12 protein-coding genes are annotated in these 13,021 nt (G+C 71.7%); 9 read left to right on the forward strand and 3 right to left on the reverse strand.

Translation table 11 applies throughout. The features are described 5' to 3' along the window. Positions 1 to 20 precede the first annotated feature (20 nt). Together NOO62_RS12095 and NOO62_RS12100 are read right to left on the reverse strand one after the other, a co-directional pair. Positions 21 to 1,553, reverse strand: a complete 1,533-nt coding sequence (locus tag NOO62_RS12095; RefSeq protein WP_268770892.1) for an HtaA domain-containing protein — start codon at positions 1,551 to 1,553, stop codon at positions 21 to 23. A gap of 55 nt (positions 1,554 to 1,608) precedes the next feature. Further along, positions 1,609 to 3,075 carry an HtaA domain-containing protein gene (locus tag NOO62_RS12100; protein WP_268770893.1) on the reverse strand — a complete coding sequence of 489 codons (1,467 nt, stop codon included), beginning with the start codon at positions 3,073 to 3,075 and terminating at the stop codon, positions 1,609 to 1,611. 150 nt (positions 3,076 to 3,225) lie between these two features. On the opposite strand from NOO62_RS12100, the gene NOO62_RS12105 reads away from it, so the two are divergent. The 8 genes from NOO62_RS12105 to NOO62_RS12140 all read left to right on the forward strand — a co-directional run bounded on the left by NOO62_RS12105 (position 3,226) and on the right by NOO62_RS12140 (position 11,186). Beyond that, the gene (locus NOO62_RS12105; protein ID WP_414930806.1) at positions 3,226 to 4,254 is read left to right on the forward strand and encodes a heme/hemin ABC transporter substrate-binding protein; all 1,029 of its coding nucleotides are present in this window, start codon (positions 3,226 to 3,228) and stop codon (positions 4,252 to 4,254) included. Further along, positions 4,251 to 5,348 carry a FecCD family ABC transporter permease gene (locus tag NOO62_RS12110; protein WP_268770895.1) on the forward strand — a complete coding sequence of 366 codons (1,098 nt, stop codon included), beginning with the start codon at positions 4,251 to 4,253 and terminating at the stop codon, positions 5,346 to 5,348. Before NOO62_RS12105 ends, NOO62_RS12110 begins: the two co-directional genes overlap by 4 nt. Further along, positions 5,345 to 6,214, forward strand: a complete 870-nt coding sequence (locus NOO62_RS12115) for a heme ABC transporter ATP-binding protein (protein WP_268770896.1) — start codon at positions 5,345 to 5,347, stop codon at positions 6,212 to 6,214. The genes NOO62_RS12110 and NOO62_RS12115 overlap by 4 nt, the downstream gene beginning before the upstream one ends. A gap of 195 nt (positions 6,215 to 6,409) precedes the next feature. Next, positions 6,410 to 7,582 carry an iron uptake system protein EfeO gene (gene efeO, locus NOO62_RS12120; RefSeq protein ID WP_268775586.1) on the forward strand — a complete coding sequence of 391 codons (1,173 nt, stop codon included), beginning with the start codon at positions 6,410 to 6,412 and terminating at the stop codon, positions 7,580 to 7,582. A 15-nt stretch (positions 7,583 to 7,597) separates the two neighbouring features. Continuing rightward, a complete protein-coding gene (gene efeB / locus NOO62_RS12125) occupies positions 7,598 to 8,836 on the forward strand; it encodes an iron uptake transporter deferrochelatase/peroxidase subunit (protein WP_268770897.1) in 1,239 nt (412 codons plus the stop codon). A gap of 4 nt (positions 8,837 to 8,840) precedes the next feature. Continuing rightward, on the forward strand, positions 8,841 to 9,701 hold the full coding sequence (gene efeU / locus NOO62_RS12130) for an iron uptake transporter permease EfeU (protein ID WP_268770898.1): 861 nt from the start codon (positions 8,841 to 8,843) through the stop codon (positions 9,699 to 9,701). Positions 9,702 to 9,778: 77 nt separating this feature from the next. Next, positions 9,779 to 10,117, forward strand: coding sequence for a hypothetical protein (locus NOO62_RS12135; RefSeq protein WP_268770899.1), 339 nt, complete (start codon positions 9,779 to 9,781; stop codon positions 10,115 to 10,117). A gap of 70 nt (positions 10,118 to 10,187) precedes the next feature. Further along, positions 10,188 to 11,186: a hypothetical protein gene (locus NOO62_RS12140; protein ID WP_268770900.1), complete on the forward strand. Its 999-nt coding sequence runs from the start codon at positions 10,188 to 10,190 to the stop codon at positions 11,184 to 11,186. A 58-nt stretch (positions 11,187 to 11,244) separates the two neighbouring features. Here NOO62_RS12140 and NOO62_RS12145 read toward each other — a convergent pair whose 3' ends face one another. Next, positions 11,245 to 11,982 (reverse strand): bifunctional DNA primase/polymerase, encoded by a 738-nt coding sequence (locus NOO62_RS12145; RefSeq protein WP_268770901.1) that lies wholly within the window; start codon positions 11,980 to 11,982, stop codon positions 11,245 to 11,247. 170 nt (positions 11,983 to 12,152) lie between these two features. Here NOO62_RS12145 and NOO62_RS12150 point away from each other — a divergent pair, with 170 nt between their 5' ends. Beyond that, positions 12,153 to 13,016 (forward strand): glycerophosphodiester phosphodiesterase, encoded by an 864-nt coding sequence (locus tag NOO62_RS12150; protein ID WP_268770902.1) that lies wholly within the window; start codon positions 12,153 to 12,155, stop codon positions 13,014 to 13,016. The last annotated feature ends 5 nt before the right edge of the window (positions 13,017 to 13,021 follow it).

Genomic DNA, 13,021 nt, shown 5'->3' on the forward strand with positions numbered 1-13,021 from the left:
GGCATCGAAGCGTCACACCGTCACACCGCTTCGGAGCCCCGGCGCCGTCGTGCCGCGACCACCGCGCCCGCGCCCGCCGCCAGGGCCACGCCCGCCACGCCGAGCAGTGCCGTCGAGGGGACGGAGGAGCCGGTGGCCGCGAGTGCGGCCGTGCCGCCGACCGTGTTCCCGCCGCCCACCGAGCCGGAACCGGTCGTGCCGGAACCGGTCGTGCCGAAGCCGGTCATGCCCGTGCCGCCCGGCTGCCCGTCGCCGGTCTCGCCGCCTGCCTCCGGAAGGGTGGCGCCCGCTTTGGAGGAGAGGGCGACCGTCACCGGGTCGAGCTTCTCGCCGGGCTCGTACGGGGAACCGTTCGTGTCGTTGGCGAACTGCTCCGCGCCCGCCGCCGTGAGCGTCGCGGGCACCTTGGCGAGGTGCACGACGTCGTTCTTGGGCTTGTAGGAGACCCCGGAGAGGTCCAGCGCGGCGAACTTCACGTCGTTGTCGGTGCCCTTGGGTGTGGTGACGTCCGCGAGCAGCGTGCCCTTGGCGCCGGTCGCCCGCACCTTGAGGTCGCTGAACTTCATGTCGATGCCGTGCGCCTTGTACGTGAAGCGGACGCTGCCGCCGAAGGAGGCGTCGACCTTCTTCGCGTCGGAGTCCAGGTCCGCCTTGGCGTACGGGAACCGGAAGCCGGTGGAGATCTTCTTCGCGCCGCCCGCGACGGTCGCCTCGCCGCCCCTGGAGATGTACTTGCGGAAGGACTCCTTCAGCCCCCAGGACAGGGAGCCGTCGACGACACCGGCCGGTGCGGTGGCCTCGGGGCGCTTGGGAGGCTCGGAGTGGTTGGGGTGCTTGGGGTGGCTGGGCTGCTTGGGGGGACTGGGGTGCTTGGGGGGCTCCGCGGGTACGGTCGGCTCCTCGGGCACGGGCTCGCCCGGCGTGACCGTGAGCGTGGCCGGGTCCAGCTTCTCGCCCTTCTCGTACATGCCGTCGAACGCCTTGGCCCCCTTCTCGGTGAGCGTCGCCGGTATGTCCTTGAAGACCATCGCGCCGCCTTCGCCCCCGCCCTGTCCGGAGCCGGCCGCGCTCAGGTCGAGCTGAGCGAAGTCGATGTCGTTCTGCACGGCGCCGTTGAGCGTCACGTCGGCCCGGATGGCGCCGGTCTTCCCCTTGGTGCGGACCTTGACGTCGGCGATGCTGATGTCGAACTTGTGGAGCGTGGACGTGAAGCGGACGCTGCCCTTGAAGGCGGTGTCGGTGGCGTGCGTGCCGGGGTCGTACGTCCCCTTGCCGTCGGAGAACGTGAACACCCCGTTCTCCGCGGCCTGCGTGGCGCCGCCCGCGGCCTCGATCCTGCCGCGGGCCATGCCCGTGACGTACTTGCGGAAGGACTCCTTCACACCCCACTGGAGCGTGCCGTCCTTGAGCTCCAGCTTCGGCGACGCGGGCCGTTCGACACCGCCACCGCCTCCATCGGCGGCGAGCGCGGGCAGCGTCAGGACGCTCGCGCCGAGCGCGACTGCGGTCGCGGCGGCTGCCGCGAGGGTCATGGGACGACGGGTGGCGGCCATGATCAGGCTTCTCCTTGGTGAGAGAGGGGGGTGCCAGGGGGGACGGTGCAGGGGGTCAGGAGTCGTCGGCGGTGGACGTCGACGTGTCGGCCGCCGCCCGCCTCTTGCGTACGACCCCGAATGCGACCGCCGCGGCGAGCAGGACCGCGACGCCCGCGCCGACGCCGATGGGCACGGCGTTCGACGAGGAGTCGGCGGATTTCGCGGCGTTCTCGGTCTTCGGCCGCGCGTGCTTCTCCGGTGCGGGCTCCGGTGCCGCGGACGAGCCGAGGTCGGGCAGCGCGGGCAGCTTCGCCCCGCCGTCGAGGGCGACGGCGAGCGACAGGGGGTCCATCGCGGAGCCCGCCTTGTACATGCCGCCGAACGCCTTGGCTCCCTCGGCGGTGAGCTTCGACGGCACCTCGGCGAGGGAGACGAGGCCGTCCTGTGGCCTCAACTCCTTTGCCGCCGCAGGGAAGGTGATCAGTGGGGCGTCCTTCAGGGTGGTGCCGCGGTCGCCCTTGCTCTCGACGTCCGCCGAGAGCGTGCCCTTGCCGCCCTTCACCTCGACGGCGATTCCGGCGAGCGTCAGGTCGAGGCCGTGCGCGCCGGTGAAGCGCACGGACCCGGCGAAGTCCGCGGCGAGGGTGTGCTTTTTCTCGTCGTACGTGCCCTCGCCCCGCGGGAAGCGGAAGAGCGCGCCGCCGTCCTGGGCGCCGGCGGACAGTTTCCACTCGCCCTTGGCGATGGGCCCGGTGACGTACTCGCGGAAGGTGCGGCGCACGCCCCAGTCGACGGCGGCGTTCTCGATGCGCCCCGCTGCCGACTCCCTTTTCCCCTCGCCGGATTCGGGCTTGGCCTTGGACTTGGGTTCGGACTTGGGCTTGGGCTCCGACTTGGGCTCGGACTTCGCGACGAGGTCCGTCGACAGGCTCACCGGATCGAGCGCGGTGCCCGCCGCGTAGTACCCCGCGAACGCCTCGGCACCCTGTGACGTGAGCGTCGCGGGCAGGTCGTTGAGGGCGACCGGGCCCGCGCCGCCCTTCATGTCGATGCCGGAGACGTTGAGCGAGGCGAGCGGCACCTGCGGGGTCGAGGTGACCTTGCCGGTGCCCTTCTCCTTGCTGACCATGTCGGCGTAGAGCGTGCCGGAGCCGCCGGACACCTTCACGGTGGGGCGGCTGATCGTGAGGTCGAGCTCGTACGAGCCGCCCTTCTTGTGGCCGGTGAAGCGCACCCCGCCCGAGAACCCGGCACTGAACGCCCCGCTGTCCGGGTCGTACGAACCCTTCGCCGAGTGGAAGCGGAACTGGCTGCCGCCGACCGTGGCGGCGCCCCCTTGGAGCGTCGAACCGCCGTGGGCGATGGGCCCGGTGACGTAGCTCTGGAAGGAGGACTTGATGCCCCAGTCGAGCCTGCCGCCCCGGACCGTGCGGTCGTCGGCGTGCGCGACGGCCGCCGGGAGCAGGGCTCCGGCCAGTGCGGTGAGCGCGGCCACGGTTCCTGCGCGGCCGATGGCGCGCGCCTGTCCGGACGACGGCATGAAGGGCTCCTCCAGGTCTGACAGGGCCTAGCTAATTAGGTAAGGCTAACCTAAACTACGATCACTCCGGACTGGAAGACCACAACCGGAATCCGGCCGGACCCGGTCACGGACACAGACCTCAACTACGCGACAGGACGGTGGACTTCGGTGCGTAGGGCGCGCTCACTCCGTATCGCCGGCGCATGGGCCGCCGTGCTCGCGCTCGGCCTGGCCGGGTGCGGGACATCGGACGACGGCGGAGGACGGGCAGGCAAGGCGGACGCCGAGGCGGCGGCCGCCGCACCCGACCGGATCGAGCCCCTCGCGGCCCGGCCGAAGGCCGAACTCCCCGCCACCGTCACCTCCGCCGACGGCCACCGGGTGACGGTGAAGGACACCAGCCGCATCGTGCCGCTCACCGGCAGCCTGAACGAGATCGTCTTCACCCTGGGACTCGGCGACAACGTCGTCGCGCGCGACATCACCGCCACCTTCGAGCAGGCGGAGAAGCTGCCGGTGGTGACGCGCGCGCACGACGTCTCGGCGGAGAGCGTGCTGTCGCTCGAACCGACCGTCGTCCTCGCGGACTCGACCACAGGACCCGCCGAGGCCGTCGACCAGATCCGCGACGCGGGCATCCCTCTCATCGTGTTCGACCCCGCGAAGGGCCTCGACGACGTGAGCCCGCGCATCGAGGCGGTCGCGAAGGCCCTGGGCGTCGAGAAGGCGGGCACCGAGCTGACCGCGCGCACCGAGCGACGGCTCGACGCGGTCCGCGCGGACATCCCCGCGGGGACCCGCGAGAAGAAGCCCCGGGTCGCCTTCCTCTACCTGCGCGGCACCGCCTCCGTGTATCTGCTCGGCGGCCGCGAGTCCGGGGCGAGTTCGCTCCTGGAGGCGGCGGGCGCGGTCGACGCGGGCAAGGAGTCCGGGCTGCGGAAGGACTTCACCGCGATCACCAGCGAGGCGCTCGCCGAGGCCGCACCGGACGCGATCCTCGTGATGACGAAGGGCCTGGACTCGGTGGGCGGCATCGACGGACTCCTGAAGGTGCCGGGCGTCGCCGAGACGCCCGCGGGCCTGGACCGCCGCGTCGTCTCCGTCGACGACGGCGTGCTCCTCAACTACGGGCCACGGACCGACCAGGTCCTCAAGTCCCTGGTGAAGCAGTTGTACGCGGGCGGCTCCGCGTCATGAGCCTGCTGACCGGACCCGGGACCCGGAGGACCTCTCCCGTGACCACGCGGGAATCCCCCCGGACCCGCCGCGCCGCCGCCGTCCCCCTCACCGTCGGCCTCGTCGCCGCCCTCGTCGTCCTGTGCCTGGTCTCCGCCGGTGTCGGCGCGTACGACATCCCGCTCGGCGACGTCGTCTCCTCCGTGCGGCACCGCATGGGTCTCGGCGGGTCCGCGCTCGACCGGGTCGGCGAGAGCGTGCTGTGGAACGTGCGGCTGCCGCGCGTCGTGCTCGCCCTCCTCGTCGGCGCCTCGCTCGGCTGCGCGGGTGCGCTGATGCAGGGCGTGTTCGGCAATCCGCTCGCCGAACCCGGCGTCATCGGGATCTCGTCGGGCGCCGCCGTCGGCGCCGTCGCCTCCCTCGCGCTCGGCTTCTCCTTCTTCGGGAACTGGACCGTCACCGTCTGCGCGTTCGTCGCCGGGCTCGCGACGGTCCTGCTCGTGTACGCCATGTCGCGCGAAGGCGGCCGTACGGAAGTCGTCACGCTGATCCTCACCGGCATCGCCGTGAACGCCTTCGCGGGCGCCCTCATCGGCCTCTGCATCTTCTTCGCGGACAACGCGCAGATCAGCCAGATCACGTTCTGGCAGCTCGGCTCGCTCGCGCAGGCGACGTGGCCGAAGGTCCTCGCCGTGCTGCCGTGCGCGCTGCTCGGTCTCGCCGTCGCGCCGCTGTACTCCCGGAAGCTGGACCTCCTCGCGCTCGGCGAACGGCCCGCGCGGCACCTGGGCGTGGACGTGGAGCGGCTGCGGTTCGTACTCGTCCTCGTGGTGGCGCTGCTCACCGCGGCGGCCGTGTCCGTCGCCGGGATCATCACCTTCGTCGGCCTCCTCGTCCCCCATCTGCTGAGGATGGCCGCAGGCCCCGGGCACCGCTTCCTCGTGCCCGGGAGCGCGCTCGGCGGAGCGCTGGTCCTCGTCGCGGCCGATCTGGCCGCGCGTACGGTGGCCGCGCCCGCCGAGCTGCCGCTCGGTGTGCTGACCGCGCTCTTCGGCAGCCCGTTCTTCTTCTGGCTGCTGCGCAGGACCCGTCGCAGGCAAGGGGGTTGGGCATGATCGGGGAGTTGGGCAGGAGGCTCTTCGCGGGCCGTGAACGGGCGCTGCCCGCGCCGGTCGCCCCGGGTGACGTCCTCGCCGAGACCGAGGGGCTGCGGGTGCGGCTCGGGGGGCGGGAGGTGCTCGGCGGGGTGCTGGGCGGGGTGTCGCTCGTCGCGCGCGCTGGTGAGGTGCTCGCCCTTGTCGGGCCCAACGGGGCCGGGAAGTCGTCCCTGTTGGCCGCACTGGCCGGTGACCTGCCGTCCGCCGACGGGATCGTACGCGTCTGCGGCAGGCCCGCCGCCGACTGGCCCGCCCCCGACCTCGCCCTGCGCAGGGCCGTGCTGCCGCAGTCCGCCGCGCTGTCCTTCCCCTTCCCCGTCGAGGACGTCGTCCGCATGGGCCGCGCGCCCTGGGACGGGACACGGCGGGCGGACGACGACGACCGGATCGTGCGCGAGGCGATGGCGGCCACCGAGGTGACGGAGTTCGCCGCGCGCCCCTTCGCCGCGCTCAGCGGCGGCGAGCGGGCCCGGGTCGCGCTGGCCCGCGTCCTCGCCCAGCGCGCCCCGCTGCTGCTGCTCGACGAGCCGACCGCCGCCCTGGACCTGCGCCACCAGGAGCTGGTCCTGCGGATCTGCCGGGACCGGGCGGCGGCCGGTGACGCGGTCGTGGTGGTCCTGCACGATCTGGGGCTCGCGGCGGCGTACGCGGACCGGGTCGCGGTGCTGCGCGGCGGGACGATCGCGGCGGAGGGCACCCCCGGCGACGTATTCGGGGAAGCGCTGCTCTCCGAGGTGTACCGGCAGCCCGTCGAGGTCTTCCCGCACCCGCGCACCGGCGCCCCCGTGGTCGCTCCGCTACGGGACCCGCGCACCCCTGCTTGACCGTTGCTTTGCCTGGTCATGGGCCCTCCATCAGGCAGCTGTGATCGGGCCGTGAGCGGTGGTGGACCGTGAGAGCTGAATCACGGAACGGGCGGGTATTACCGAGGTAAGGCTCAGTTAAGTTAGGTCCGCCTCGCCCGCCTGTGGCGTGGCCGGCGCCTGCCGTGAACCGTCTTGGAGCCACCTATGCGACCCGTGCGACCCGCCCGTGTCCCCGTCGTCACCGCCGTCGTCGCCGCGGCGGCCCTGACCGCCGTCACCGGCTGCACGGAGAAGAGCGACGCCAAGGGCGGCGGGGCGAACAGTGTCAGCGTGACCGCCACCGACGACAAGTGCGAGGTCTCCAAGAAGGAGCTCACCGCCGGACACGTCGAGCTGGCCATCGAGAACAAGGGCTCCAAGGTCACCGAGGTCTACCTCCTCTTCCCCGACGACCGCATCGTCAGCGAGCGCGAGAACATCGGCCCCGGCACGAAGCAGAAGCTGACCGCCGAGGTGAAGGCGGGCTCGTACGACATCGCCTGCAAGCCCGGCATGAAGGGCGACGGCATCCGCCAGAAGGTCACCGTCACGGGCGGCGGGAAGTCGGTCAAGCGCGACCCGCGGCTGGACAAGGCCGTCGCCGAGTACCGGGCCTACGCGCAGGCGCAGGCCGACGAGACGCTGCCCGCCACGAAGACCTTCACCGACGCCGTGCGCGAGGGCGACCTGGACGCGGCGAAGAAGGCGTACGCCCCCTCACGCATCGGCTGGGAGCGCACCGAGCCGGTCGCGGAGTCCTTCGGCGACATCGACCCGAAGGTCGACGTGCGCGAGGACGGCCTCGAAGAGGGCCAGGACCTGGAGAAGGACTGGACGGGCTGGCACCGTCTGGAGCGCGCGCTGTGGAAGGACGAGAAGACCGGCAAGCGCGAGAAGGCGCTCGCCACGCAGCTCGACAAGGACCTCCTCGACTGGCAGAAGCGCGTCGGCAAGGCGGTCATCACACCGACCTCCATGGCCAACGGCGCCAAGGAGCTCCTCGACGAAGTCGCCACCGGCAAGGTCACCGGCGAGGAGGAGCGCTACTCGCACACCGACCTCGTCGACTTCAAGGCCAACGTCGAGGGCGCCCAGAAGTCGTACGAGCTCCTGAAGCCGGTCGCCGCCGAGAACGACCCGAAGCTCACCAAGGAGCTCGACAAGCAGTTCGCGGCGCTGAACAAGCTCCTGGAGAAGCACCGCGAGGGCGGCGCGGGCTCCTACACGTTCACGTCGTACGACAAGGTCGGCAAGGCGGACCGCAAGGAGCTGCACGACGGCGTCAACGCGCTGGCCGAGCCGCTGTCGAAGCTCGCCGCCGCCGTCGCCGTCGCCAAGACCAAGTAGTGACTGGGGGGAACGATGGCTGAGTCGACCACCTCAAGGCGTGCCGTGCTCGGCTGGGGCGGTGCCGGGCTCGCGCTCGGCGCGGCCGCGGCCGGTGGCGCCGTGGCGATGGCCCGCTCCGGCGACGCCGTGGCGCCCGCCGCCGAGCCGGGGGCCGCCGTCGCCTTCCACGGCGCGCACCAGGCCGGTATCGCCACCGCCGTCCAGGACCGGCTGCACTTCGCGGCGTTCGACGTGAAGACGGCCGACCGGGACGAGTTCGTGCAGCTCCTCAAGGACTGGACGGAGGCGGCGGCGCGGATGACCGCGGGCCACGCGGTCGGCGAGGGCGCGTACGGCGGGCTCGCCGAGGCACCGCCGGACGACACCGGCGAGGCGCTCGGCCTCAGGCCGTCCCGGCTCACCCTGACGATCGGCTTCGGCCCGTCCCTGTTCGGGAAGTTCGGGCTCGGCGACCGGCGCCCCGAGGCGCTCGTCGACCTTCCCAAGTTCCCCGGCGACAACCTCGACAAGGCCCGCAGCGGCGGCGACCTGTGCGTGCAGGCCTGCGCGGACGACCCGCAGGTCGCGGTGCACGCGATCCGCAACCTCGCCCGCATCGGCTTCGGCAAGGTCGCCGTGCGCTGGTCCCAGCTGGGCTTCGGCAAGACGTCGTCGACGACGCCGGACGCCCAGACGCCGCGCAACATGATGGGCTTCAAGGACGGCACGCGGAACATCGCGGGCACCGACGCCGCCGCGCTCGACCGGCACGTGTGGGTCGGCGAGAAGGACGGGCCCGGCTGGCTGACGGGCGGCTCCTACCTGGTGGCCCGCCGGATCCGCATGAACATCGAGACGTGGGACCGGACCTCGCTGCAGGAGCAGGAGGACGTCTTCGGCCGCGACAAGGGCGAGGGCGCGCCGGTCGGCAAGGCCAAGGAACGCGACGAGCCGTTCCTCAAGGCGATGAAGCCGGACGCGCACGTCCGCCTCGCCCACCCCGACACCAACGACGGGGCGACGATCCTGCGCCGCGGCTACTCCTTCACGGACGGCACCGACGGCCTGGGCCGCCTGGACGCGGGCCTCTTCTTCCTCGCGTACCAGCGGGACGTCCGCAAGGGCTTCATCCCGGTGCAGCGCAGCCTGTCGCGCTCCGACGCGCTCAACGAGTACATCCAGCACGTGGGCTCCGCGGTCTTCGCGGTCCCGCCGGGCGTCCGCGGCAAGGACGACTGGTGGGGCAGGGGCCTGTTCACCCGGGAGGCGTGAGCCGATGTTCGGCAACTATCTGATCGGCCTGCGCGAGGGCCTGGAGGCCAGTCTGGTCGTCTGCATCCTCATCGCGTACCTGGTGAAGACCGAACGGCGGGACGCGCTCGTCGCCGTCTGGGCCGGCATCGGCGTCGCGGTGGCGCTCGCGCTGGGCTTCGGCTGCGCGCTCACCTTCGGCTCGCAGGAGCTGACGTTCGAGGCGCAGGAGGCACTCGGCGGCTCCCTGTCGATCGTCGCGGTGGGCCTGGTGACGTGGATGGTCTTCTGGATGCGGCGCACGGCACGGCACTTGAAGGCCGAGCTGCACGGCAAGCTCGACGCCGCGCTCCGGATGGGCACCGCCGCGCTGGTCGCGACGGCGTTCCTCGCGGTGGGCCGTGAGGGCCTGGAGACGGCGCTGTTCGTGTGGGCGTCGGTACGGGCGTCCAGTGACGGCTCGCACACCCCGCTGATCGGCGTGCTCCTCGGGCTGCTCACCGCGGTCGCGCTCGGCTGGCTGTTCTACCGGGGCGCGGTCCGCATCAACCTCGCGAAGTTCTTCACCTGGACCGGCGCGATGCTGGTCGTCGTGGCCGCGGGCGTCCTCGCGTACGGCGTGCACGACCTCCAGGAGGCGCGGTTCGTCGGCGGGTTGAGCGACAAGGCGTTCGACGTCAGCGCGACGGTCCCGCCGGACAGCTGGTACGGCACGCTCCTGAAGGGCGTCTTCAACTTCCAGCCCGACCCGACGGTGCTGCAGGTCGTGGTGTGGCTGCTGTACCTCGTCCCGACGCTGGCGTTCTTCTTCGCCCCGACGCGGCCCCGCGCTTCCACTCCGCGGAAGGCGACGCCCGAGAGGGCAACAGTTCCGGAACAGGGTTGATCGCGACTCGTCAAGTTGCAAACGGTTGTGCCTATGATCGGCGCGTTCATCAACCGATCAACCTACGGGGAAGCTCCATGCGTAACTCCCGGTTCGGGAAGAGCCTTGCCACGCTGACCGCGGTGACCGCGGTGGCACTCGGCGCCTCGCTCATCACCGCTCCCACCGCCTCCGCGGTCGGCGGCAGCGCCTGCACCAAGAACGTCAAGAACCACAACATGATGGTCATCAACGTGGGCGCCACCGCGTACTCGGGCCCCGGCACGAGCTACAGCAAGCGCAAGCGCCTCGAGTGGTTCGACAACGTCTACGTCCGCTGCTACACGGTGAAGCGTGGCACCCAGTGGTACTACGGCGACCTGCCCCGCACGAGCAAGCGCGGCTGGGTCAACGCGATGCTCCTCCAGGAGATCTGACCCGCACCACGCACCCCTTCCCGGGCCCGATAAGGTTCGGGCCCGGGAAGGGGTAGGTGAGGGAATTCCGATGAGCAACGTTCGCAGGGCCCGACGTCTCCGCGGGCCCGTCATGGCGTCGGCGGCGGTGACGGCACTCGCGCTCGCGGCGAGCGGATGCGTGACCGTCCACGGTGAGCGGGAGATCGTTCCCACGGCCACCAAGTCGGAGGCGGAGCGCGCCCTCAGAGACTTCCTCAAGGCGTACAACGCGGCGGACAAGGCGTACGACCCGGCGCTGGACGCGGCCCGCATCACCGGACCTCTCGGCGCCATCAACCAGGGCGGTCTGAAGTCGCGGCACGTGCAGCACCCGGACGGCAACGCGGGGCACGTACCGCTCGAACTCACCGACGTGACGTACTCGATCCCCAAGAAGGCCGGCTGGCCGCGCTGGTTCATGGCCGACACGAAGGCCAACCGCCGCTCCGACCTGCGCTGGCTGTGGGTGTTCACGAAGAGCGGCCCCGACCAGCTGTGGCGGGCCACCTATCTGAACCTGGTGTCGCCGCAGAAGATGCCGAAGCTGAAGAAGGACGAGGACGGCTGGGCCGTGCCGGTGGCGCCGACCGCGAAGAACCTCGCGATGGCCCCCACGGACCTCGGCGAGAAGTACACGACGTACCTGAAGTCGGGCGGCGAAGGCTTCGCGCCGGGCGATCACACGACGCGCTGGAAGGCGTTCCGCGAGCGGAACAGCAAGCGGGCCGGTCTCGCCGTGCAGTACGTCGACGAGCCGCGCAACGACGGCGCGTTCGCACCCCTCGGCCTGCGCACCGAGGACGGCGGCGCGCTCATGTTCTTCTCCACGCACCACTACGAGAGGCAGACCGCGTTCAAGGGCCTGAGCCCGAAGGTCGACGCGGACGCGAAGGCCCTGCTCAAGGGCGAGGTGCGGCAGACCCTGCTGCTGGAGCGGGTCTCCAACCAGGTGGTCGTCGACCCGAAGAAGGGCGCGGAGGACACGGACGGCGGCGAGGTGGCGTTCCTGGGCCGCATCCAGGGCCTGACGGGCGCGAAGGGCGAGTAGAAGCCCGCCGCCCTGCCCCTCGGTCCCGCTCCTCGATCCCGCTCCTCGGTCCCGCTCCTCAGCCCCGCAACGGCCAGGCGGCGATGTCCTGTTGGGGCTCGCCCGCGACCCGGGCGCACTCGTCGGTGAGCGTCGCGAGGAGCGTCAGCGGGTCGGGCAGCGGGTGCTCGGGGCCGCGCAGCCAGCGCACCTCCAGGTCACCGGGGAGCCGGGCGGGCGGCACCAGGACGTAGGAACCCCGGCAGTGCCAGCGCAGGCCCGGATGCTCGTCCATCGTCTCGGGGTGGCAGTCCAGCTCGCAGGGCCACCACTCGTCCTCGTCCTCGGGGGTGCCGCGGGTCGCGGTGAAGAAGAGGAGCCTGCCGTGTCCGTTGCTGCCGCCCGACTCGGCGACGGGGCCGACGTCGATACCGGCCGCGAGGAGCCGCTCCAGCGCTTCGAGGCCCGCGTCCAGCGGTACGTCGAGGACGTCGTGGACCATGCCGGTCGCGGTGATGAAGTTGGCCTGGGGCTGGTGGCGTGCCCACCGCTCGATCTGGCCGCGGTCGGTCGTCGACTGCGTCTGCCAGGCGAAGGAGACGGGGTGCCGGGCCGGTGTGGGGCAGCCGATGCGGTCGCACGAACATCGGTACCCCGACGGATACGCGGCGGGCGCGAGAGGCAGCCCGGCCCCCGCGGCCGCGAGGAGCAGGTCCTCGCGGGCCCGGTCATCCGCCGATGTGTCCTTGGGACCCCGTCGGAGCCACTGGGAAATCCTGCTCCGCCCGCCGGACCGGCTGCCGAACTCCGCGCCCATCTAGCCCCTCACCTCGCCGTTGTGCCGAAAGCATGACCCATGGTCCCACCATCCTGCGCCTCGGGGGGCCGGAGCCCACATCCGGGGTCCACGGGGGTGATGCCAGCCTGTGGGTGACATAGCCGTCTATTTCAGTGCAAGGAGTGATGTACCGGCCTACCGTGGGCGCCATGGTCATTAGGACTGTGCTGACGGGCCTCACGGCGCTCACCCTCACGGCACCGAACGGCTTCCTCGGCCCGATCGAGTGGGGCGGCGGGCCCCTGACCGTGGACGCGCTCCCCCGCGTCGTCTACACGGCGCACCGCGGCGGAGCCCTGGAGGTGCCGGAGAACAGCATGTCGGGCCTCCGGACGGCCTACGAACGCGGCACGGCCCAGGTCATCGACTTCGATACGCGGATACTGCGTGACGGCACGCTGGTGGTCATGCACGACGAGACCGTGGACCGCACCACGTACGCGTCCGGCTCGGTCCGCACCATGGACCGGTGGGACTGGCTGACCGTCCTGCTGCGGCCGGGGGCCGCGCTGCCGGGCGACTGGCAGCCGGAGCGGCCGCCGACGGTCGCGGAGGTCCTCGACCGGTTCGGCGGGAAGATCATGCTGATGCTGGAGGCCAAGGACCCCAGGAGCCTGGAACCACTCGCCCGGCTGATCCGCTCGCGCAAGCTGACCCGCTCGGTGTTCGTGAACACGAACGACCCCGCGGTCGCCCGCCGCGCCCATCGGCTGGGGCTGCTCGCCCAGCTGTGGCGCTCCAAGCGGCAGATGCTCAGCGACCGCCCGGAGGGGTGGGCGGCGTTCGTGGACGTCCTTGACGTGGACTACAAGGCGCGCGACGGCGACCTGCTGCGGGCGGTCAACTCGGGCATCCCGCGAGTGTGGGCGCACACCGTGACCACTCCGAAGCAGCGCGACCGGGTGCTGTGGCTGGGCTGCAACGGCGTGATCACGGACGCCCCGGGCCTGCTCTCGCGCACACCGGTCAAGAAGTACAAGCCGGTGCGGGCGGGCGGGCCCGTCAGGCGCTGAGCCGG

This window comes from Streptomyces sp. Je 1-369 (genome assembly GCF_026810505.1).
In the GTDB taxonomy this organism is placed as follows: Bacteria; Actinomycetota; Actinomycetes; order Streptomycetales; family Streptomycetaceae; genus Streptomyces.